The organism is Streptomyces sp. NPDC086835 (genome assembly GCF_044745705.1).
GTDB lineage: Bacteria > Actinomycetota > Actinomycetes > Streptomycetales > Streptomycetaceae > Streptomyces.
The window spans coordinates 404,458-426,257 of record NZ_JBIVAU010000003.1 but is presented as its reverse complement, the minus strand read 5'-3'; the positions used below and the strand labels follow the sequence as shown (position 1 = coordinate 426,257).

Sequence of the window (21,800 nt, the reverse complement as noted above, 5' to 3'; positions counted from 1 at the left end):
CCGTCATGACCGTCCGCGCCTTGTGCGCGGCTGCTCTGAAAGGCCCTGGCGCACATGGCACAGCCCTTCGTACTGCCGGACTTCTACGTCCCGTATCCGGCCCGCCTCAATCCGCATGTCGAGGAGGCACGGCGGCACACCAGGAAATGGGCCCGGCGGATGGGAATGCTGGAGGGGTCCGGCATCTGGGAGGAGAGCGATCTCGAGGCCCACGACTACGCCCTGCTGTGCGCGTACACGCACCCGGACTGCGACGCGGCGGCCCTCGGTCTGGTCACCGACTGGTACGTGTGGGTCTTCTTCTTCGACGACCACTTCCTGGAGGTCTTCAAGCGCAGCCAGGACCTCGCGGGCGGCAAGGCGTATCTGGACCGGTTGCCGGCCTTCATGCCGATGGACCTGTCCCGGAGGACACCGGAGCCGACGAACCCGGTCGAGGCGGGTCTCGCCGACCTGTGGGAGCGGACGGTGCCGAGCATGTCCCCCGCCTGGCGGGCCCGTTTCGCCGAGTCCACGAAGAACCTGCTCAACGAGTCGATGTGGGAGCTGGCCAACATCGACGCCGGCCGGGTCGCCAACCCGGTCGAGTACATCGAGATGCGCCGGAAGGTCGGCGGCGCTCCCTGGTCCGCCGGCCTGGTGGAGTACGCGGCACAGGCGGAGGTGCCGGAAGCGGCCGCCGCGACACGTCCGTTGCGGGTGCTGCGCGATTCCTTCTCCGACGCGGTGCACCTGCGCAACGACCTCTTCTCGTACCAGCGCGAGGTGGAGGACGAGGGCGAGAACAGCAACGGCGTGCTGGTGCTGCAGCGCTTCCTCGGCTGTACGACCCAGGAGGCGGCGGACGCGGTGAACGACCTGCTGACCTCGCGGGTGCAGCAGTTCGAGAACACGGCGCTCACTGAGGTCCCCGCGCTGTGCGTGGACAAGGGCCTCACCCCGCAGGAGTGCACCGCGATCGCCGCCTACACCAAGGGTCTTCAGGACTGGCAGTCCGGCGGTCACGAATGGCACATGCGCTCCAGTCGGTACATGAACGACGGCGTGGGCGATGCGGTCGGACCGTCGTCCGTCGCCGGGGTGCTCGGGACGTCGGCGCTCGACATCCGCACGCTGTTCGGCCGTCCGGCGGCAGCACGGCTGCGCACGCTGACGCACCGGCCGCGACAGGTGGGGCCTTCCCTTCTCCCCGACTTCGCCCTGCCGTTCCCCCTCACTCTGAGTCCGCACCTGGACGACGCCCGCAGGAAGTCGGTCGACTGGGCCGGGCGCATGGGCCTGCTGAACGACATCTGGGACGAGGCCAAACTCAAGGGCTTCGACCTGGCGCTCTGCGCGGCGGGGCTCGACCCCGACGCCACGCCGGAGGAACTGGAGCTCAGCGCGGAGTGGCTGACGTGGGGGACCTACGGCGACGACTACTACCCGGTGGTCTTCGGCGCACCCCGCGATCTCGCCGGGGCCAGGCTCCTGAACGACCGGCTGAAGGCCTGTATGCCGGTGGACGCCCCGGAGGCGGGCGCCGCCGTCGCGGTCGCCCCGATGGAGCGCAGCCTCGCCGATCTGTGGGCGCGCACCGCGGGGCCGATGTCGGCGGCCGCCCGCGGGTCCCTGCGCGCGGCCGTGGACGTGATGCTGGACAGCTGGCTGTGGGAGCTGCACAACCAGGCGCAGCACCGGGTCCCCGATCCGGTCGACTACATCGAGATGCGCCGTCTCACATTCGGTTCGGACATGACCATGAGCCTGTGCAGGCTGCGCCACGAGGGCGAGTTGCCGGCCGAGCTCTACGCGAGCGGCCCGGTGCGCGCCCTCGAGAACGCGGCCATGGACTACGCCTGCCTGCTCAACGACCTGTTCTCGTACCAGAAGGAGATCGAGTACGAGGGCGAGATCCACAACGCGGTACTGGTGGTGCAGACGTTCTTCGACTGCGACTACCCCACGGCCTTCGCGATGACGGCCGATCTCATGCACTCCCGGCTGGAGCAGTTCCTCCATGTGAAGGAACATGAACTGCCCCTGGTGTGCGATGAGTTCGGTCTCGGCGAGAACGGCAGGGCGGCCCTCGCCTCATATGTGCGCGAGCTCGAGGACTGGCTCGCCGGCATCCTCAACTGGCACCGGAAGGTAAGGCGTTACAAGGAGGAGGATCTGCGGGGAGGTGCTGCCCTGTGGCGGCTGGGTGCGCCCACGGGGCTCGGCACGTCCGCCGCCCGGATCTCGTTGCCGGCCCAGCGGTCGGCGGTCAGGGTGTAGCGCGAGGACCAGGGGGTCGCGCGACCGATGTGCCAGGACGCAGGAAAAAACTGCCCGGGCCGGGCCCGGGCAGCAGGTCGAAGAGGGGTCGGTCAGCCGGCGGTCAGCCCTGCTGGAACAGCTCCGCGGGCAGCGGCTTGAGCAGCGCGTAGAGATCGTCGGTGATGGGCCGGTCCCAGCTGGCGATGGTGACGAGCACATTGTCGCTACGGTCGAACTGTACGCAGGAGATGCGGCTTTCCGACAGCTTCAGACGGCGCACGATCAGCAGGTTGTCCCCCTGCATGACCGGAGTGTCCTCGACACCGGTGACATGGACCGGCTCGTCGTTCTCCAGCGCGACCAGGAGCTGGCCGACCTCGAAGGGGATCTCGCCCTCCTCCACCTCACGGGCGGGCGATCCCTCGGGCAGATTGCCGATGATCATCGCGGGTCCGCGGCCGCCGAACAGGTCGTAGCGCAGGAAGACCCCCTGGCAGCTGCCGTCCGGCGCGGGCAGCAGGCCGGCGCCCAGATTTCCGGGCCAGTCGCCCGGGTCCATGGCCAGGACATCGAAGTCCGGGCCCGCGGGTGTGGCGGCGCTGCGGCGGCGGAGGAAGGACATACCCGCAATGGTACGGGTACGGACCGACCCGGCCGAGCCGGGGCGCGGCGGCGTTGAACGCCCCGGCCGCCGCCTCCGTATCCCTGTGCGCACCGGTGCCCGTGCGCACCGATGCCTGTGAGGAGCAGCGTCCCGCGAGATTCCGTACCGACGTGAGGATCAGTCCATGAACGACCGCACCACTCCTCCCCTGCAAGCCCTTCCCGACGGCGAGGCGGAGCTACGGCTGGTGGTCCGCCTCCATTGGGAGGACGTCGCCGCGCTCGGGCAGGAGGCGGGGCGGCTGGCCGCCCAGATGCAGCGGCCCGTGACCCTGGACGAGGCGGCCGGGCACCGATTGCGTACCCGCTCCGCCGTCCACGCCAAGCCCACGACGGCATCCGCGTCCGGATCCGCGCCGGCCGGGAGTGCGCCGCATCTGCCTCCGCCCACGTCCGTCTCCTCGCTCACCGCCCGTACGCCAGGTGAGCATGCGCGGCAGGCCATCGAGAAGATCAACGGCACGGCGGGCTCGGCCGTGATGTGACACAGACGCCCGCGTGAGCCGTGCCGTCGCTTCCCCCTCCCACGCCGGCGGGAGGGGGCACGGCGCTGCTCACCGGCCGGGGTGCGACTCCCGTCGGTGGTGTCGTCGTCAGGTGAGGTCGAACTCGCCGTCCCGTGCGTTCAGCACGAAGACACGCCACTCGGCCGGGGTGAAGATCAGCGACGGGTTCTCCGGGCGGCCGCCGTTACGCATCGCGATGAACCCTTCGACGAACGCGATCTGCACGTCCCCGGCGCCCTGCGTCCCTGATCGCCAGTCCGCGTTGCTCAGGTCCAGGTCCGGCTTCTCCCACCCCGAAATCATGTGCGTGGTGGTAGTGGTGGTGCTCTCGGCCACGTCCCTGCTCCTCCCGCGTCGTCTCCGGGGCCAGCCTAGCGACGACGCCCCGTCACGGACAGGGTGCCGCACGTGACGGCCCGCCCGGGTCCCGCCGATCGTCAGGTGGCGGGCGGCTCCGCGCCGACCAGCCACATGGCGAAGAACTGCGCCCCGCCCCCGTAGGCGTGTCCGAGCGCCTTGCGCGCGCCGTCGACCTGGTGTTCGCCCGCCTGCCCCCGCACCTGGAGCGCGGCCTCCGCGAAGCGGATCATGCCGGACGCCCCGATGGGGTTGGTCGACAGGACGCCGCCGGAGGGGTTGACCGGCAGCTCCCCGTCGAGTTCTGTCACGCCGGACTCGGTCAGCTTCCAGCCCTCGCCCTCGGCCGCGAAGCCCAGGTTCTCCAGCCACATGGGCTCGTACCAGGAGAACGGCACATACATCTCCACGGCGTCGATCTCGCGGCGCGGGTCGCTCACACCGGCCTGCCGGTAGACGTCCGCGGCGCAGTCCTTGCCGGCCTGCGGCGACACGAAGTCCTTCCCCGCGAACATGGTGGGTTCGCTGCGCATCGCCCCGCCGTGCACCCAGGCGGGCGGGCGCGGCGAACGGGCCGCGCCCGTCCGGCCGGTGAGAACCATCGCGCAGGCGCCGTCGGAGGAGGGGCAGGTCTCCGAGTAACGGATCGGGTCCCACAGCATCGGTGAGGCCTGGACCTTCGCCAGCGTGATGTCGTGCTCGTGGAGGTGCGCGTACGGATTCTTGAGCGCGTTGCGTCGGTCCTTGTACGCGACCAGGGACCCGACGGTGCCGGGCGCGCCGGTGCGGCGCATGTAGGCGCGCACGTGCGGCGCGAAGAAGCCGCCGGCGCCCGCGAGCAGCGGCTGCTGGAAGGGGACGGGCAGGGACAGGCCCCACATCGCGTTCGACTCGGACTGCTTCTCGAACGCCAGTGTGAGCACGGTGGTGTGTACGCGCGCGGCCACCAGGTTGGCGGCGACGAGGGCGGTGGAGCCGCCGACGGAGCCCGCGGTGTGGACCCGGAGCATCGGCTTGCCGACCGCGCCGAGGGCGTCGGCCAGGTACAGCTCCGGCATCATCACGCCCTCGAAGAAGTCGGGGGCCTTGCCGATGACGACGGCGTCGATGTCGGCCCAGGTCAGTTCGGCGTCGTCGAGGGCCCGCCGGGCCGCCTCGCGGACGAGGCCCGCGATGGACACGTCCCGGCGGGCGGCGACGTGTTTTGTCTGGCCGATACCGACGACGGCCACGGGCTCAGCCGGCATGGGCCTCTCCTTCGAGGACGGCCACCAGGTTGTGCTGGAGGCAGGGGCCGGAGGTGGCGTGGGCGAGGGCCCGGTCGGACTCGCCGCCGTGGATGCGGGAGGCTGCCTCGCCGATCCTGATGAGCCCGGCGGCCATCACCGGGTTGGCGGCGAGCGCTCCGCCGGACGGGTTGACCCTCACGCCGGCGTCGAGGTCGAGACTTCGACGCAGGACGAGCTCCTGGGAGGTGAAGGGCGCGTGCAGTTCCGCCGTGTCGACGGGCCTCTCGAAGAGGCCCGCGTGTTCCGCGGCGAGGCGGGTGGAGGGCGAGCGGGTGAGGTCCCGCACGCCGAGGCCGTGCGCCTCGATGCGGTGGTCCATGCCGCGTATCCAGGCAGGCCGTTCGCACAGGTCGCGGGCCCGGTCGCCGGCGGCCAGGACGACGGCGGCGGCGCCGTCGCCGATGGGCGGGCAGTCGGAGACCCTCAGCGGCCGGACGAGGTGGCGGCCCCGCGGAACCTCTCCCTTCAGTTGAGCGTGCGGGTTGGCCGCGGCGTCCCGCCGGCTGCGGGCCGCGACACCGGCGAACTCCGGCTCGTCCGCCTCCCCGGCGTCGATCAGTGCCTGTGCCTGGAGGGCGGCGAGGGCCACCGAGTCGGGCCAGAGCGGGGCCGTGTAGTAGGGGTCGAGCTGGCGGGTGAGCACATCGCGGAGTTCGCCGGGTGACGACTTCCCGAACGCGTAGACGAGCGCGGTGTCGCTCTCGCCGGTCAGCAGCTTCACCCACGCCTCGTACAAGGCCCAGGCGCCGTCCATCTCGACATGGGACTCGCTGATCGGGGGCCAGGCGCCGACACCGTCGAGCGCCATGGTGAAGGAGAACGCCCGCCCCGCGAGGTAGTCGCTGGATCCGGAGCAGGTGAAGCCGATGTCGCCGGTGCGCAGCCCGGTCTTCGACAGGACCTGGTGGAGGACCGGCATCAGCATCTCCACCTCGGACATCTCGTCCGTGCGGCGTGTGTGGCGCGTCTGGGCGAAGGCGACGACGGCGATGTCCCTGCCGTGCCGGGCTCGGCTCGTCGTACCGCGCCCGGCAGGGCTGGTCACAGCAGCTCCTTGTAGGTGTCGTAGGCGGCGTCCGGTTCGCCGGACGGCCGGTAGTGGTCGGGGTGGCGGGAGCCTTCGCGCCACACCGGCTCCACGCGCAGTCCCATGCGCACCTCGTCGTAGGGGATGCCGCCGATGCGTCCGTGGAGGGCGAGGCCGGCGCCGTCGAGGGCGATGTGGGCGTAGACGTAGGGCACCTCGATGTCCAGGCCCTTCGCCTTGATGTTGACGATGCAGAAGGTGGTGACCGTGCCGCGGGGGCCGACCTCGACCTGTCCCTCGGTGGCGACTCCGCAGGTGGGGCAGGCGCCGCGGGGCGGGACGTAGACCTTCCGGCAGGACGGGCAGCGTTCGCCGACGGTTCTGCGCCCGTCGAGCGCGGCTAGGTGGCGGCTCTGGGCGCGGCCGGGGGTGCAGGTGTAGTCGAGCCTGGCCGGGGTGACGATGCCGGTGACGGGTTCGGGGAAGCTGCCGCTGTGGGGGTGCGGCGGGCCGGCGGGCTCGCCCTCGTACGGTTCGAAGCAGGCGATGTCGGTGATCGCTCCGGTGCGTTCGGCGGCCCACCGGACGCGTACGCGCATCCCGGTGCGCACGGCGCAGGGGCCGGGGGCGTCGAGGACGTGCAGCAGGGAGGTGTCCGCGCCGTCCAGGCGGACGAGCACCCAGGCGAAGGGGGTGGCGAGGGGCTGGCGGGGCCGTGGGTGCTCGTTCCACGCCCAGGTGGTGACGGTGCCGGTGGCACCGACCTCGACGAGGTCGCGGATCTCCTCCGCGGTGACGGGGTCGTATTCGACGGGCGGTACGAGGACCCGGCCGTCGGCGGTGCGTACGCCGAGCACTGTTCGTTCGCGCAGGCCGGTGAGGAAGGCGCTCTGGACGGGGCCCAGGGACCGGGTGAAGGGGAACTCGACGACGAGCGGAGCACGGAGCACGGGGGGCACGGGGCTCTCCTCTCAGGCGCGCCGGTAGACGGGGTCGCGCTTCTCGGCGAAGGCGAGGGCGCCTTCTTTGGCGTCGGCCGTGTCGAAGACCGGCCGGCCCCGCTCCAGTTCGGCGGCGAGTCCTTCGGCCTCCGTCATCTCCGCCGTCTCGTAGACCGCGGCCTTGACCGCCTCGACGGCGAGCGGGCCGCAGGCGTTGATCCGTTCCGCGATGCCGAGCGCCGCGTCGAGGGCGGTGCCGTCGGGGACGACGCGGCCCACGAGGCCGATGCGTTCGGCCTCGTCGGCGGTGTAGGGGCGGCCGGTGAGCAGCATCTCGAGGGCGTGGGTGTGCGGGATCTGGCGCGGCAGCCGCACGGTCGAGCCGCCGATCGGGAAGAGGCCCCGCCGGACCTCGAAGAGCCCGAAGGTGGCGCCCTCGCCCGCGACCCTGATGTCCGTGCCCTGGAGGATCTCGGTGCCGCCGGCGACGCAGTACCCCTCGACGGCGGCGACGACCGGCTTCCTCGGCCGGTGGTGGCGGAGCATCGCCTTCCAGTGCAGGTCGGGGTCGGCCTTCATCCGGTCGCGGTAGTGCTCTCCCGCCATACCGCCGCCCGCCGCCAGGGCTTTGAGGTCCATGCCGGCGCAGAAGGAGCCGCCGGCTCCGGTGATCACCACGGAGCGGACGGTGTCGTCCGCGTCCGCCGCGAGCCATGCGTCGTACAGGCCGACGAGCATCGCGAGCGAGAGGGCGTTCTTCGCCTCCGGCCGGTTCAGGGTGAGGATCAGCGTGGCGCCCTCGTGTTCCACGGTGAGGTGTTCGGTGCCCGTGCGGCCGCTGTGCCGTGCCATGTGCAACCTCCCGTCGCGGATCGGTCACGGGGTCCGTCGCCGGACCCGTCACCGGATCTGGAACAGGTTGCAGCAGGCGGGCCGCCAGTTCAATAGTTTTCTGACAGTCAGTCAGATTTCCTCGCCGGTGGCCCTTCCCAGTTGTGCAGAGCGGCGCTCTAATGACGGCCGAGCCGCAGTGCACCGGGTTCACGTCCGATGTCCCGCCGGGGTCAGGAGGAGCGGTGGAGTACAACCTTGCCGACCTGTTCGAATCGGTGGTCGACGTCGTGCCCGACCGCGAGGCACTCGTGTACGTCGACCACCCCGGCACCGGCGAGGAGCGCCGGCTCACCTACGCGGAGCTCGACGCGGCGGCCAACCGTGTCGCCCACCATCTGCTCGACGCGGGCATCGCACCGGGCGAGCATCTGGGCCTGCATCTCTACAACGGGGTCGAGTACCTCCAGACCGTGCTGGGCTGTCTGAAGGCCCGGATCGTGCCGGTGAACGTCAACTACCGTTACGTCGCCGACGAGCTGGTCCACCTCTACCGTGACGCCGACCTCGCGGCCCTCGTTTTCGACGCGGAGTTCACCGAGCGGGTGGCCGCGGCCCTGCCCCGCACCGAGAAGCTGCGGCACCTGGTGCGCGTCGGCGTGCCGCCGGACGGAGCGCCGCCCCTCGACGCCATGGCGTTCACCGACGCCGAAGCTGCCGCCTCACCGCTGCGGGGCTTCGCCCGACGGTCGGCCGACGATCTGTTCATCATCTACACCGGTGGGACGACGGGCATGCCCAAGGGCGTGATGTGGCGTCAGGAGGACCTGTTCTTCGCCGGTCTGGGCGGCGGGGCCCCGACCGGCGAGCCCGTGTCCCGGCCCGAGGAACTGGCCGAGCGGGTGGCCGCAGGCGGCGACGGGATCACCTTCTTCCCCACTCCCCCGCTGATGCACGGCACTTCGACGCTCACCGCCTTCATCGGCTTCAACTTCGGCCAGCGGATCGTCATTCACCGCAAGTTCGTGCCGCACGAGGTGCTGCGCACCATCGAGCAGGAGCGGGTCACCAGCGTGTCGCTGGTCGGTGACGCGATGCTGCGCCCGCTGATCGACGCACTGAACGGGCCGCTGAAGGGGTGCGACCTGTCGTCGGTGTTCAGCGTCTCCAGCTCCGGGGCGATCATGTCGGACACCGTGCGCGAGCAGTTCACCGCGCTGGCCCCGGACGTCCTGCTCCTGAACAACTTCGGCTCCTCCGAATCCGGCTTCAACGGCACCGCGACGGACGACTCGGGTCCCGCGGCCGGGTTCCGGCTGCGTGTCAACGCCCGTACGGCGGTGGTCGATCCGGTCACCTACGAGCCGGTGCCGCCGGGCGGGACGGGCCGGGTCGCCCAGCGCGGACACGTACCCCTCGGCTACTACAAGGATCCGGCGAAGTCCAAGGAGACCTTCTTCCGGCGCGGCGGCGAACGGTGGGTGCTCCTCGGCGACATGGCCACCGTGGACGAGGACGGCATCGTCACGGTCCTGGGCCGCGGCTCGCAGTGCATCAACACGGGCGGGGAGAAGGTGTACCCCGAGGAGGTCGAGCAGGCGCTCAAATCCCATCCTGACGTGTACGACGCCCTGGTCGCCGGCGTCCCCGACCACCGGTGGGGCAACCAGGTGACGGCCGTGGTCCAGCTGCGCGCGGGGGTGGCCGCACCGACACTCGCCGCCATCCAGGCCCACTGCCGCACCCGGCTGGCCGGCTACAAGATCCCGAGGCGACTGGTGATAGCACCGGAGATCCAGCGATCGCCGAGCGGCAAGGCCGACTACCGCTGGGCCCGGGCGGTCGCCACCGAGGCCGCGGCGGACACCGACGGGGCCGAACCCGCCGGGGCCGGGGCCTGACCGCACCACCACCCATGGGCATCGTGGCGACCCGTTCGACCCGTTCGACTCATCCGGCTCGTCCGGCTCGTCCTGCTCGTCCTGCTCGCGGAAAGAGCCTTTTCACCGCCGATACCATGCGTGACATGATCAACTCATATGCGGAGCTCGACGACGCAGGGGTCGCGACGGCAGCGGCCCGGGCCGGCGCGGAAGTCGTCCGCGGCATGTACGGCCGGCGGCTCGCCCGTATCGACAAGGGCGCCGGGGACTTCGCCACCGCAGCCGATGTGGAGGCCGAGAAGGCGATCCTCGGCGTCATCCGTGCCGCCCGGCCCGACGACGCCGTCCTCGGCGAAGAGGGCGGACAGCAGGGTGCCGTTGAAGCCGCGCGCCAGTGGTTGGTGGATCCCTTGTGCGGCACGCTGAACTACGCCGTCGGCAACATGGTGGTCGCCGTCAACGTGGCGCTGCGCAACGGGGCGGCGGCGGTGGCCGACCCGTTCACCGGCGAAGTCTTCTTCACCGACGGTGAAACCGCCCGGGTGCGGTACGACGGCGCCGATGCCCCTTTGGCGCCCACGGCCGCCACCCGACTCGTGGATGTCAATCTGGACCCGCCGTTCCCCGGCGCGCCCGGCTTCCGGGCTGTCGACCTGCTGGCCGATCCCCGGTTCGGCGAATCGCTTCGGCCACGGGTCGTCTCCACGACGCTGGCGTTGGCCTGGGTCGCCGCCGGCAAGCGCGCCGCATACGTCACCGACGGCGGCGACCTGTCCCAGAGCGTGCACTTCGCCGCCGGCATCGCCCTGTGCCGGGCAGCCGGCTGCGTGGTCACCGGGATCGACGGCGCCCCGGTCGGACCGGCGGGACGCGGGCTCGTCGTGGCTGCCGACAGTGACACTCACGAACTGCTGATGTCGATGATCCGCAGCTGACGTCGGCGCCAGGTCGTCCGATCCGGCAGGAGCGGCTGGGTCAGCCTTCCGCGCCCGGCAGGATGCGCTCGCCGTTGAAGACGCCGAGCCGTTCCCGGTACAGCTCGAGCGGTACGCCGTTGGGGTCGCGGATGTAGAGACTGTCCTTGACGCCACGGTCGGGGCCCAGGTACTCGATGCCCGCCGCGTCCAGCGCCTCACGGGCGGCGGAGAACTGCCGCGCGTCGACCGACAGCGCCAGATGCTGCACCCCGCCGACCGTCTCTGTGGCGGGCGGATGGTCGTGGCCGGGGAAGTCGAAGAACCCCAGCAGGTTGTTGTTGCCGATGTCGAAGAAGAAGTGGGTGGAGCCGCGGTAGTCACGGTTCTCCACGATCTCCACGAGAGGGAACCCCAGGAACTCCTGGTAGAAGCGGACGGTCTCCTCCACGTCACGGCAGATGAAGGCCACATGGTGGACGCCGTTCGCCGTGGTCGCGGGCCGGTCGCCCGCTTCGCGCAGGTAGCGTCGTCGCACCTCCTCCCGACGGGCGCGCACGGCCTCCAGATCGGCTCCCTCTGGCTGAGGCATCGCGGACTCCTTCACCTGTGGTTGATTGCGGGATTCAACTTCCCGTCCCGCAATCTTCCCCGCAACCACCCCGCGACGCGCTCCCCCTGACGACGGCGGCGGCCGCAATCGTCCGGATGCACCAGTGCGACGTGCGACGGCAGGCGGCGGGTCAGATACCGAACTCCTTCAGCGCGGTCAGGAAGTCCTCCGGGCGGCTCTCGTGCACCAGGTGTCCCGCGTCGATGGTCACCAGCCGCCCGCCCGGGATCCGGCCGGCCAGCTCCGCGAGCTGGTTCTGCGGCACATGGCTGGTCGGACCGCCGCCGATCACCAGGGTCGGGGACGTGATGTCCTTGAGCTCCTCCCACCAGGCCGGATCGGGCTCGTTGAGTTCGCGGTCGGTGGCCGGCACGACCGGCCAGTCGAATCCGAGCGGCTCCTCGCCCCGCACGGCAGGCGGTCGCGGCGGGTCGAGCGGAAGCAGCGGCGGCGCGTCCTCGACGACCAGCCGGGCCACCAGCTCCGGCCGCCGTTCGGCGAGGAGCAGCGCGGCGGCGCCGCCCATGGAATGGCCGACGATGTCGACGGGCGCGAGCCCGAGGGCGGTGACGAACAGGCTCAGGTCGTCCCTGAAGGTCTCGAATCCGTAGCTGCCGGGCCAGTCGCTCAGGCCGTGTCCTCGAAAATCGGGGGCGTAGACCCGGCGGGTGGCGGCGAGTTCCTCGGCCACCCGGGCCCAGTCGCTGCTGTCACCGCCCCGCCCGTGGGCGAGGACGACGGGCGGGGCGTCCTCCCGGCCCCACACGCGATAGGCCAGCGTGACGCCCTGTGCCGTCACGCTGTGCACCTGAGGCTCGAGGAAGGCGGCGACGGTGCGGGTGAAGGCGCGGGGGTCGTCGAGCCAGGGGTAGTGACCCGCGCCGGGCTGGATCACGGTCCGGGCCGCCGGGAACAGTGCGGCGAGTTCGGCGGCCTTCGCCGGGAGCGGGCCGCCGTCGAGCTCACCGGCGAGCACCAGCACCGGGGCGTCGACGTCCGCCGGCGCGGCCCTGGTCGCGGCCGGGTCGAGCGCTCCGTCGGCGTAGAAGGCGTGTGCCACCGCCAGGTCCGACTGCTCGTCCTCCTCGGCGGCGTGGGCCGGGGCCGCGTCGTCCCAGCGGCCGTACGTGAACGGCCTGACGGCCTCCCACACCTCGCGCGGGTCGCGCCCGGCCGCGATCTCGTCCAGAGCGGCGCGCCCCTGGCCGAACCAGGGCTCGTGGGAGCCCAGGCCGGCCGCTTCGCACCGGTCGCCGTCGGTGATCGGGAGGCCCACGGCGCGGGTGCCGGGGGTGACCAGAATCAGGGAGCGGACCCGGTGCGGCCGGCGCGCGGCGTACATCACGGCGAGGTCGGCCGCCGCGGAGTGGGCGAGGACATCGATGCGGTCGAGTCCGAGGTGTACGCGCAGGGCTTCGACGTCGTCGACCTGCCGGTCGCAGCGGTAGGTGGCGGTGTCGACGGGCGTGGCGGACGCGCCGGTGCCCCGGGCGTCGAGCACGATCAGCCGCCGGTACCGGGACAGCCCGCCGAGGTCCCCCAGGTAGGCGGAGCCGCGCATGGGCCCGCCCGGCAGGCAGATCAGCGGATCGCCCTCCCCCTCGGAGCGGTAGGACAGTTCGGTGCCGTCGTACGTCAGGAAGGTCGCCATGCGGCGATCTTCGGCGGTGGCCCTGCGGGACGCAACGTGTGCTGCGGAGCCACGTGCCGTGCGACCGCCGCGGCAATCGAGTCGAGAGTGCTCGCTCCATGAGAAGAAGCCAGCTCCGATGCGCACCATGGTGGGACCGATGTTCTGCATCATCAGGGAAAGGACCGAAAACCCTGCCGTGCAGGGTGTACGACTCCGGCTACAGAGTGATGCTCACCAACAGTGCGGGCCCCCCACCTGTAAGGACCAGGCAGACTGCCGGGAATGAACGAGATCGTGCCGCCCGCCGCCAACGCCGGCGACGAAAATCAATGGCTCACGCCCGGCGTCAAAGGCATCGGATGCGCCAGTCTCCTCGCCGATGTCGGCCACGAGATCCCCACCGCCCTGCTGCCGTCCCTGCTGACTTCCCTCGGCGCACCGGCCGCGGCTCTGGGCGCGATCGAAGGGGTCTCCGACGCCTTGGCCGGCGCGGCCAGGTTCGGTGGCGGCGTCCTGGCGGACGATCCGTCCCGGCGTCGCAAGGTCGCCGTCGGCGGTTACGTGGCCACCGCCGTGCTCGGCGCCGCGACCGCCGGGGCGACCACGGTCTGGCAGGTCGGCCTCCTGCGGGCCGCAGCCTGGACCGCCCGCGGTCTGCGCGTCCCCGCCCGCAACGCCCTCCTGGCGGACATCGTCCCCCCTGCAGCCTACGGACGCGCATACGGCTTCGAGCGGATGATGGACAACCTGGGCGCGATCTTCGGCCCCCTTCTGGCCCTCGGCCTGGTCGCCTGGCTCGGTGTCAGGTGGGCCATCGGCCTCTCCGTCATCCCCGGCCTGCTGGCCGCGGCTGCGATCGTCTACGCGATCCGCCGGACACCCCGTCCCACCAGCCAGGGCAGGGTGCCGCTCAAGATCCGGATCAAGCCGGTCCTTCGAGGCGACCTCGGCAGGCTGATGGCCGCGGTGACGGCCTTCGAGGTCGGCAATGTCGCTGCCACCCTGCTCATCCTGCGGGCGTCCGACCTGCTCGCGGTGGAGCGCGGCGCAAAGACGGCGACCACAATCGCGCTCGGCCTCTACATCGCGTACAACATCGCCGCCACGCTCGTCTCCGTCCCCGCAGGCCGACTCTCCGACAGGCTCGGACGCCGCGGCCCGGTCGTCGTCCTCGCCGGCGGCATCGCCGGCTTCGCCCTCTCCTACGGACTGTTCATCGCCGACGCCACCGCCATCGTGCTCCTCGCCATCCCGTTCGTCCTGGCCGGGATCAGCATCGGCGCAGTCGAGACCGCCCAGCACTCGGCCATCGCGGCCCTCGCCCCCGAGGACCTGCGTGGCTCCGCCTTTGGCATGCTCGCCGCCGTCCAGTCCTTCGGCAACCTCGCCGCCTCTACCCTCGCCGGCATCCTCTGGACCGCCTTCTCACCCGCCGCCGCCTTCGCCTACCTCACAGCCTGGATGATCCTCGCACTGGCCGGACTGACCGTCACCTCCCGCACACTTCGAGGCTGAGCGCCGTACGAAAGCAGAAGCCCCGGACTTTCCGGGGGCTTCTGCGGAACCTCGTACCGGTCAGGCCGGATTCGGAGAGCTCGGCCTTACAGGCCGGCCGCCAGACGCCCGGTGGAGCCTGTCAGAGCGGCCCAGAACAGGCTTGCTGCGCTCCGCCGACGTCCTGAAGAAGCCGGCCTGACGACGGCAGACGATCAGGTCGCCTTACGGGATCGTCGACAGGTCGATCCGGAACATCCCACGGCCGTGAGTCACACAGACGAGCGTCTCGTCCATCCAGAACAGGTCGTCGACCGAGCAGTTGGTCGGACCCTCATTCGTCGGCGACCAACTCGCCCCGGCGTTCTCGCTGGCGAACAACCCGACCTCGGTGCCGCAGTAGAGCAGCTGCGTCCGCCGCGGATGCACCGCCACGGCCCGGATCGGAGCGAGCGGCAGAGCGGTGGCGAGGTTGGTCCACCGCGCGCCGCCGTCCGTGGTCCCCCACAGGTTGCCGCGCTCGTATCCGCCGAACGCGACGTAGACGGTGTCCGGGTCCGTCGGATGCACGGTGATGCAAGTGCAGTAGCGCCGTGGCGTCAGCGGATTTGGGCCATTCACACCGACGCGCTCCCAGGTGGGCGTCGGCGCGGTGCTGTTGGTCGTACGGAAGACCATGCCGTCCTCGTGGCCCGCCCACACCACGTCCGAGTCGCCGCGCGCCACCGCGATCGCGCTGATCAGCGAGCCGGCGTTGGGCTTGATCGCTTTCCAGGTCGGCCCGCTGGCGGCGGTGTTCGGCTGCTTGGCATTCATTGTCTGCCAGAGTGACACCCCGCCTGCCAGGATCCGATTCTCGTTGTTGGGATCGAGCACGAACGGTGCGATGAAGAGCGCGTCCTCGTTCTTCGCGTCCGTGATGCGGAAAGGCACCTGCTTCCAGTCCCAGTCGCGTATCGCGAAGTTGAAGAACTGGCCGCTGATGTAGCGGTCACCCTGTGTGTCTTCTGTGGTGCAGCCGTCGGTGTTGCGGTGGATGTTCAAGAAGACGTACTCGCCGTAGAAGACGTTGGAGTCGGTCGGGTCGGAGGCACACCAGCCGCCGTCACCGCCGAAGAACGGCCGCCAGTCCTCGGTGCCGAGCGCCGGAGTGAAGACCAGCGAGCCGTTGTCCTGCGTACCGCCGATGATCTTTCCGCTGCCGACGTGACCGGCGCCGGCGTAGAACTGGGTCACTCCGTAGTTGTTGACCAACTCGGTCCAGCCGGTTACGAACGGAGGCTGCGGCTCGTTTCCGACGGCCGTCAGGTCCGCCGCCTTGAACACTCCACCGTCGTTGCCGAAGAACACCGTTCGGTTCGTGGCCCCGTCGTATGAGGGATGCGAGACGATGGCGTGCTGGTCGGCGTGGGCGGAGCGGGGATCCCACCACGTGCTGATCTCGGCGAGATGGTCACCGCCGTCCGTGCTGCGCCACAGGTTGACGCCGCCGACAAGCACCAGGTCCGCGTTTGTCGGGTCCCCGGCCCAGATCGTGTTGTCGTACCAGCCCTGCCTGCCCAGGTAGTCCGCCACGACGCCGTTCGGGGCCAGCGTATTCCTGCTCTGGTAGGTCGCGCCGCCGTCCTGCGACCTCCAGATCAGGCCAGTGGTCATCTGGACCGACGCGTAGACGATGTCCGGGTCCTTCTCCGCGTACGCGAGTTCGACCCGGCCGGTCCACGGGCCGCTGTCCGCGAGGTCCCAAGTGAGACCGCCGTCCCGGCTGAACCAGGCCGCACCGTCCCGAAGCGATCCGGCAACCGCCTTGCTGCTGTCCTGCGGATCGAATCTGACGTCGCCGAGCGGATTGTCAAGGACTTGGGTCCAGGTCGCCCGCGCGGAATCGGCACTGCGGAAGAGTCCGGCGGAGGTGGCCGCGAGGACGACATCCCCGGATCGCGACACCGCGATCCGGGAGACGAACTGGAAGTCCGGGATCTGGGTGGCCGCGATCGGCTTCCAGCTCACCGCATCGGTCGTGAGGAAAATGCCGTTGCCCCGGATGGCATCCAGATTCTGGAACGCCTCACCGGTCCCCACGTACATCGTGGACGCGTCGGACGGGTCCATCGTGATGCAACTGCACGCGAGGTTCGCCAGGAAGTCGTCGACGGGCTCCCACTGGGCGCCGCCGTCCTCGGTGTGCCACACGCCGCCGCCGGCGCTCACGGCCCACATCCTGTCCGGTTGCACCGGATCGATCACAATGCCACGCGTGCGGCCTCCGACATTTCCCGGGCCGAGCCACACCCAGTTGGCCAGCTGCATTCCGGCCGTCGGGGCCGGCCCTCCCTGGTGCCGTTGACCATTCGGACCGGTGGGTATGCCGGCGGTCAGCGGCTGTGCCCCGCGACTCAGCAGCGTCTCCGCCTGGCCGTAGGCCGTGCCCAGACCGAGCGGTCGGACGCTTCCGTCGTCGCTGCGCTCCTGCTTGAGGCGGAAGAGCCCACGGGCCGTGGGAAGGTCGGGATAGTCGAGGCGGAGCAGTGCCCGCCGCACTGCGGCTTCGGGCAAGGCTGCGAGCGTCTCGTTCGTCGTACCGCGGGCCCGGCACAGCAACTGCACCTGCGCGACACTGATGTTCTTCGACTGAGCCAGCTGTTCGTCCGAGATGGTCATGATGCGCCCCTGGTCGGGATCGAAATGTGTGGGGTGTGGCTAGGGCGGAAGCTTGGGCGCCCGCCTTGTGGTCGCACGGTCCAGTTCCACCTCCCACTTGACCGCGGCAGTGCGGAGATCCACTGCTCTGAGGACGACGGCGCCGGAGTCGGGGCGGAGGGTGAGCTCCACGCGCATGTCACCGACTTGGCTCTGGTCCAGTACATCGGGGTCCGGCGACGGCTGGGGAGCCGCCGGTGGCAGGAGAGCAGGCGCATCGACGTCGGCAGGTTCCGGTAGCACTTCCGCCTCGGGCAGCACCTCCACCGGAGGGCCTGCCGGATCGACCCGCAGGGCGCCGTGCGCCTCTCGCCGGGATTCCTCCAGGACCCGTACGCTCGGTGCGGCGCCACCGCCGTACCAGGTACGGGCGACCCAGCGGATCACCACGGCATTTTCGTCCGTCTCGGTGCGCAGCGTGAAACCGCGGGTGTCGTCGAGGGTGAAACGAGCCCATGGCGGCAAGTCGGCCGGCTCCGACGTCCAACGGACCTCACCAGTTTCGGCATCGAGCACCACAACCACCAGCGTCGGCGACGGACTGCTCCGCAGGGCCACGACCGAACCGGCGAGCAGAGCGCACGGCCGCAGACCGGGGCCGTGGCGCCACAGCAGCGCGCCGGTCTCCAGATCCAATGCCATCAGAGCACCTTCGTGATCGTGTACGACGGCGTGTCGACCGCGCGCATCAACCACGCCGCGAGGGACTCTCACCATCCGGCCCCCCAAGTGTGAGCGCAGGAACGGGGATTCGGAATCACGGGCCGAGGCCGTAACGCGTGCGGGCCGCCACGAAACGACCTCGAAGCCCGCGGCCCGCGTGGGCCCCAGCTCCCTTCCATCGTCCCTCCCGCGGAGGAGGGCAGCAACCTAAACTGCTTTGCCCGCAGGACAGTTGACGAATACACAACCCGCAGTCGCGGCTGACACGGTTTGCATCTTCTCAGCGCCTGCCCACGGCGCCTTCTTCGACCGGTGTGAGGAATGCGGCATCGCGGCCGACCCGCGAACGGCCATGCGGCCGGAGCGCGGAGCGACCGTGCCCTGGCTCACCTGACCGACGGCCACCAGGGTGCGCTCACAGCGCAGGCAGCAGCACCGTGTCCGTGAACACCGTGCGCTCGGTGACCTCACCCGGTGTGGCCGACCGCAGGAACGCCCCGGGGCGGGGCTCCATGTTGGGGATGAGCTCCACTTCGCGGACCCGCACCCGGGACGGACCGGAGTCCGACGGCAGGAAGAACTCCGTCGTCCACTCCTTGAGGACCGGTGAGAGACCTGCCCGTTCGGGCGCAGGTCTGTGCACGGCCGCACTCTGCCACGCCGATACCATGAGGTTCATCTCTTTGGAGGCATGAGCGTGCACGAAACAGCGCCATGCCGTGCCACTGACCGCGGCCGGGACCGTTCACCCATGGTGGGCGGTGGCCTTGGCCGGGCTTCATGGCCGGAGGCGGCCTTACCAGGGGACACGTTCGGCCCCCGGCTTCGAACGCCCCTCGACACGGCTCGCCCCACTGGAGCGGTCGTGCCGTGGGGGCATCACCGGCGACTCCTGGGAGGACAAAGCCCGGCGGCAGGGCGGTGGACAGCCGTGCGGTGCGCAGGGTAGGTCAGCCGACGCCGAACTGGACGTATTGCGGTTCCACGAAGTGCCGGTCACCGCCGCCTTGCAGCGTATAGCCGGAGGCCACCCACTCGGACGCCTCCGGGTGGTACCGGTGGCAGGTGAGGTAGTCGCCCCAGGTGCCGGTGTCCGGGCCCTGAGTGCTATGGCGGGTAAAGCTCAGACGCCAGTCGGGACCATCGCGGAAACCGACGACATGGCTCGGATGCAGTGGGCCACCGCCCATGGCAAGACTCACGCCGATGACGCCTTGGGTGTTCGGGCAGGCCGCTGGGAAGGCGTAGGCCGACTGCTGGTTCCAGATGTCGGGTTCCTCGACCAACGCCTGCGTCGTGACATCGACGACCGCGCCCTTGACGTAGGGCACGGGACGGCCGGCGCGTGCCGCGGCAGTCCAAAGGAAGCCGGCACGGGTGCCACTCACCCAAGCGCCGGTGATCCGGGAGTCGACCCGCTGGGCGAGCCAGTCCCTGCCGTCGGGTCCCTGAGATTGGTAGGGCTCTCGGCTCCACGGGCTGACGGGGACGTCGAACCAGCCCACGGTGTTGGAGTTGTCCGGCCAGCCGTGCACTCGAAGGGTCGAGGTGCCGTTGTGGGCGGCGAAGAACATACTCTCGGCGGAGCCTTGGGTGAGCCGCAGCGAGCCGTGCTCCTTGGTCGACCACCACTGGTAACCCAGGGAGGTCCCTGCCCTCAGGATGTCCAGAGGGAACTTGAAGACGAAGGCACGTTGCCAATCGCGGGCGGCGTTGAAGGCGTTGAACGTGACATAGAGGTGGTTCGCGCTCGTTGCAGCGTCCGGGTAGTCGAACCACAGGTCCCGCCAGTCGGCGCTGAGGGAGATCGGGGCGATATCCCACCAGTGCCAGGCGGCCGGATCCGTACCGGGGGAGACCGCCACTCGGAAGACGTTGTTCCGGACGCCGTTGGAATCCTCGTGCGTGCCGTACTGCAGTATCCAGATCCAGATGTCTCGACTCGGCTCGTACAGGACGATCTGGTCGCAGCAAAATCCCCCGGCCGCGGAGGGCAGAACTGTGAAGGGGTCCACCAGCTGCCATTCCTTGCCGGACGTGGTGCTGCGGCTGGCGAACCAGTTACCTGTCACGAAGACGTTGCTGTTCGACGCCGCGGCGGTGGTCTCGTTGATGGTGCTCGTCTGGGTACTGGTCGCGTGGTCGTCCAGGCCGATGTTCTGGACGAGGCGAACTGTTGCCATGACTGCCGTCCTTCCAGGAAGTCACGTCGCTGCGGTTGCTCACGGTTCCTGGGCTGCAGGCGTGGTGCTCGACTGTTCGTCGGAGGGTGGGGTGGCGTCCTCGGGGATGGTTTCGGGGACTTGGTCGGGGGTCGGACCCATCGGCTTGCGCGGTTGGGTGAACCTTTCCTCACGTTCGTCCAGCATCCGCTGCCGCTCGTCGGGCTCGACATCGGACCGGGGTGCCACTTCCTGATCGGCGAGCGACTGCGCCGGGCCGACTTGGGCCAGAGCGGCGTCTTGGGCCTCGTATTCCCGGCCGCTGCTCTGTTGGTTCGGCATGGGAGAGCCTCCTGCTCGTGATGTCGTGTCGTCCTGGACCGAGGCGGGACACCGTGGTCCGGCCAAGGCCGTTCATTTTGTCCGGAGTCTCTGACTCTGTGCCCTCGCGCCCTTCGCTGCGAGCAGCGAGAAGAAGGATCGGGTTGACCGCAGAGGTAGTGATTTCCATCCGGGTGGGCATGCGCACGTTTCGCATCATGAAGGACGCCCTTGGAGATGACGTCCCTCCCGGACCTCAAGGGTCCCCTTCCAGTACACAGCAGGGAACGTTGACGAGCAACTCACCCTCGATGGCGGCGGTTTGGTTCTGTTTCACATTTTTCTGGGTCAACGACATGACGGTTTCGCATTCATATTTTGTCACGTCAACGACTCTCGAAATCTGATGGGGTTGCGGGGTCCTCGGGACCGGTAGGAGCCTGGTGGTATCCCTTGTTCGCGATTCGTAAGCGCCCCAAGGAAATCCCTCAGAAGAGGACTGCGATCACGGCTCGGAAGCTGAGTGGAGAAGGCGCCGAAATCGGTCACGAGGAGACTGGCGGTCGGAACGACTGAGGAGCGCTGATGGATCCATACCTGCTTCCAGTGGTGTTCGTGGCCGTAGCTGCCGCGTTCACGCTGTCTGCTGCGGCAGGGTTTGGGGGAAGTCTGATTCTTGTTCCTACGCTGGCTCTCGTGCTCGGGACAAAGTCCGGAGTGGCGCTGGCTGCACTCCTCCTGGCCGCCAACAACTGTGTGAAGGTCTTCGCGTACCGCAAGACGCTCCCTTATCGTCAGGCCGCCCTCGTCATCTGCCTTGTCGCCGTGGGAACGTTCCTGGGCGCGAAGTTGTTGGTCTCCGCACCCGAACGAGCTGTAACCCTCGCGGTCATCTTCTCCTTTGCTGCCGCGTTTCTGGTCGAGTCGTTCGATCTCACTCGCTGGCGGCGAGCCAGTTCACCATTGATGGCGTTCGCTGCGGGAGCGACTTCCGGATTCAGTGGCACGTCCGGTCCCCTCAAGGGGCTTGCTGTCCGAGGACTCGGCCTGGACCGCCTCCACCTCGTCGGCGCACTCTCCCTCACCTCACTCGTCGGAGATGTTACGAAGACCGCTGTCTGGACGGATGCCTCCTTGCTCACGGGCAAGGACTACCTCGTTGCCTTGACGTGCGTTCCACTGATGCTCTCCGCAACATTTCTGGGAAGGCGCTTCAATACCAGAATCGGTGAACGCGGATACGCAGGCCTGTTTTGGGTCGTAATGGTGGGGTATACAGGGCGCCTGCTAGCGGGCATATGAACTTGTGTTGCACCGACGGTTCACCGGGCGACGCAAGTTGCGCCACTATCCGCTGAGAATGCCCAGTGCTCGATTGTCCACCTGCCCGGGGCGTACCGAGCCGTCCGGATGTCCCAATGGGCGACCCGGCGTTGAGTGAGTGGAGCGGGGGTGAGGGCGGGCACGCCTTCGCGCGACGGGGCGGCCGAGGACAGGCGTCGCGCTGGACGACGTCGGCCTGCTCCGCCGCATCGCGTTCCAGCGGCGGCCCGGCTCGGGTG

19 protein-coding genes are annotated in these 21,800 nt (G+C 69.7%); 6 read left to right on the top strand and 13 right to left on the bottom strand.

What is annotated here, in order from left to right; genetic code table 11:
* Nucleotides 1-54: 54 nt before the first annotated feature.
* Nucleotides 55-2,259 (top strand): germacradienol/geosmin synthase, encoded by a 2,205-nt coding sequence (locus tag ACIPJI_RS13430; RefSeq protein ID WP_402246220.1) that lies wholly within the window; start codon nt 55-57, stop codon nt 2,257-2,259.
* Nucleotides 2,260-2,362: 103 nt separating this feature from the next.
* Here the strand turns inward: ACIPJI_RS13430 and ACIPJI_RS13425 are convergent, their stop codons facing one another.
* On the bottom strand, nt 2,363-2,863 hold the full coding sequence (locus ACIPJI_RS13425; RefSeq protein WP_189472805.1) for a hypothetical protein: 501 nt from the start codon (nt 2,861-2,863) through the stop codon (nt 2,363-2,365).
* Between the two features lie 166 nt (nt 2,864-3,029).
* Here ACIPJI_RS13425 and ACIPJI_RS13420 point away from each other — a divergent pair, with 166 nt between their 5' ends.
* Complete coding sequence (locus ACIPJI_RS13420; protein ID WP_307704598.1) at nt 3,030-3,389, top strand: hypothetical protein; 360 nt, start codon at nt 3,030-3,032, stop codon at nt 3,387-3,389.
* Between the two features lie 108 nt (nt 3,390-3,497).
* On the opposite strand, the gene ACIPJI_RS13415 is transcribed toward ACIPJI_RS13420, so the two are convergent.
* The 5 genes from ACIPJI_RS13415 to ACIPJI_RS13395 all read right to left on the bottom strand — a co-directional run bounded on the left by ACIPJI_RS13415 (nt 3,498) and on the right by ACIPJI_RS13395 (nt 7,876).
* Nucleotides 3,498-3,713, bottom strand: a complete 216-nt coding sequence (locus ACIPJI_RS13415; protein ID WP_402246607.1) for a DUF397 domain-containing protein — start codon at nt 3,711-3,713, stop codon at nt 3,498-3,500.
* Nucleotides 3,714-3,847: 134 nt separating this feature from the next.
* Nucleotides 3,848-5,014: a thiolase domain-containing protein gene (locus ACIPJI_RS13410; RefSeq protein WP_307704599.1), complete on the bottom strand. Its 1,167-nt coding sequence runs from the start codon at nt 5,012-5,014 to the stop codon at nt 3,848-3,850.
* Complete coding sequence (locus tag ACIPJI_RS13405) at nt 5,004-5,996, bottom strand: thiolase domain-containing protein (RefSeq protein ID WP_402246605.1); 993 nt, start codon at nt 5,994-5,996, stop codon at nt 5,004-5,006. The genes ACIPJI_RS13410 and ACIPJI_RS13405 overlap by 11 nt, the downstream gene beginning before the upstream one ends.
* Before the next feature lie 101 nt (nt 5,997-6,097).
* Nucleotides 6,098-7,042 carry a Zn-ribbon domain-containing OB-fold protein gene (locus ACIPJI_RS13400; RefSeq protein ID WP_402246218.1) on the bottom strand — a complete coding sequence of 315 codons (945 nt, stop codon included), beginning with the start codon at nt 7,040-7,042 and terminating at the stop codon, nt 6,098-6,100.
* A gap of 12 nt (nt 7,043-7,054) precedes the next feature.
* A complete protein-coding gene (locus ACIPJI_RS13395) occupies nt 7,055-7,876 on the bottom strand; it encodes a crotonase/enoyl-CoA hydratase family protein (protein ID WP_307704602.1) in 822 nt (273 codons plus the stop codon).
* A 224-nt stretch (nt 7,877-8,100) separates the two neighbouring features.
* Between ACIPJI_RS13395 and ACIPJI_RS13390 the strand changes: the two genes are divergently transcribed.
* Both ACIPJI_RS13390 and ACIPJI_RS13385 read left to right on the top strand, forming a co-directional pair.
* Nucleotides 8,101-9,756 (top strand): acyl-CoA synthetase, encoded by a 1,656-nt coding sequence (locus tag ACIPJI_RS13390; protein ID WP_402246216.1) that lies wholly within the window; start codon nt 8,101-8,103, stop codon nt 9,754-9,756.
* Between the two features lie 125 nt (nt 9,757-9,881).
* On the top strand, nt 9,882-10,673 hold the full coding sequence (locus tag ACIPJI_RS13385; RefSeq protein ID WP_402246214.1) for an inositol monophosphatase family protein: 792 nt from the start codon (nt 9,882-9,884) through the stop codon (nt 10,671-10,673).
* A gap of 40 nt (nt 10,674-10,713) precedes the next feature.
* On the opposite strand, the gene ACIPJI_RS13380 is transcribed toward ACIPJI_RS13385, so the two are convergent.
* Nucleotides 10,714-11,244 (bottom strand): VOC family protein, encoded by a 531-nt coding sequence (locus ACIPJI_RS13380; protein ID WP_402246212.1) that lies wholly within the window; start codon nt 11,242-11,244, stop codon nt 10,714-10,716.
* A gap of 151 nt (nt 11,245-11,395) precedes the next feature.
* Complete coding sequence (locus ACIPJI_RS13375) at nt 11,396-12,916, bottom strand: alpha/beta fold hydrolase (protein WP_402246211.1); 1,521 nt, start codon at nt 12,914-12,916, stop codon at nt 11,396-11,398.
* Nucleotides 12,917-13,180: 264 nt separating this feature from the next.
* On the opposite strand from ACIPJI_RS13375, the gene ACIPJI_RS13370 reads away from it, so the two are divergent.
* The gene (locus ACIPJI_RS13370; protein WP_402246209.1) at nt 13,181-14,413 is read left to right on the top strand and encodes an MFS transporter; all 1,233 of its coding nucleotides are present in this window, start codon (nt 13,181-13,183) and stop codon (nt 14,411-14,413) included.
* A gap of 204 nt (nt 14,414-14,617) precedes the next feature.
* Here ACIPJI_RS13370 and ACIPJI_RS13365 read toward each other — a convergent pair whose 3' ends face one another.
* From ACIPJI_RS13365 to ACIPJI_RS13345, 5 genes are all read right to left on the bottom strand, one after another.
* The gene (locus ACIPJI_RS13365) at nt 14,618-17,053 is read right to left on the bottom strand and encodes a hypothetical protein (RefSeq protein WP_356621659.1); all 2,436 of its coding nucleotides are present in this window, start codon (nt 17,051-17,053) and stop codon (nt 14,618-14,620) included.
* Nucleotides 17,054-17,092: 39 nt separating this feature from the next.
* Nucleotides 17,093-17,809 carry a PQQ-binding-like beta-propeller repeat protein gene (locus ACIPJI_RS13360; RefSeq protein WP_356621660.1) on the bottom strand — a complete coding sequence of 239 codons (717 nt, stop codon included), beginning with the start codon at nt 17,807-17,809 and terminating at the stop codon, nt 17,093-17,095.
* Nucleotides 17,810-18,170: 361 nt separating this feature from the next.
* Nucleotides 18,171-18,398 (bottom strand): hypothetical protein, encoded by a 228-nt coding sequence (locus ACIPJI_RS13355; RefSeq protein WP_402246207.1) that lies wholly within the window; start codon nt 18,396-18,398, stop codon nt 18,171-18,173.
* Between the two features lie 307 nt (nt 18,399-18,705).
* A complete protein-coding gene (locus ACIPJI_RS13350) occupies nt 18,706-19,938 on the bottom strand; it encodes a hypothetical protein (RefSeq protein WP_402246205.1) in 1,233 nt (410 codons plus the stop codon).
* 39 nt (nt 19,939-19,977) lie between these two features.
* Nucleotides 19,978-20,259 (bottom strand): hypothetical protein, encoded by a 282-nt coding sequence (locus ACIPJI_RS13345; RefSeq protein WP_356621665.1) that lies wholly within the window; start codon nt 20,257-20,259, stop codon nt 19,978-19,980.
* A gap of 564 nt (nt 20,260-20,823) precedes the next feature.
* Here ACIPJI_RS13345 and ACIPJI_RS13340 point away from each other — a divergent pair.
* The gene (locus ACIPJI_RS13340; RefSeq protein WP_356621666.1) at nt 20,824-21,540 is read left to right on the top strand and encodes a sulfite exporter TauE/SafE family protein; all 717 of its coding nucleotides are present in this window, start codon (nt 20,824-20,826) and stop codon (nt 21,538-21,540) included.
* Nucleotides 21,541-21,800: the final 260 nt, after the last annotated feature.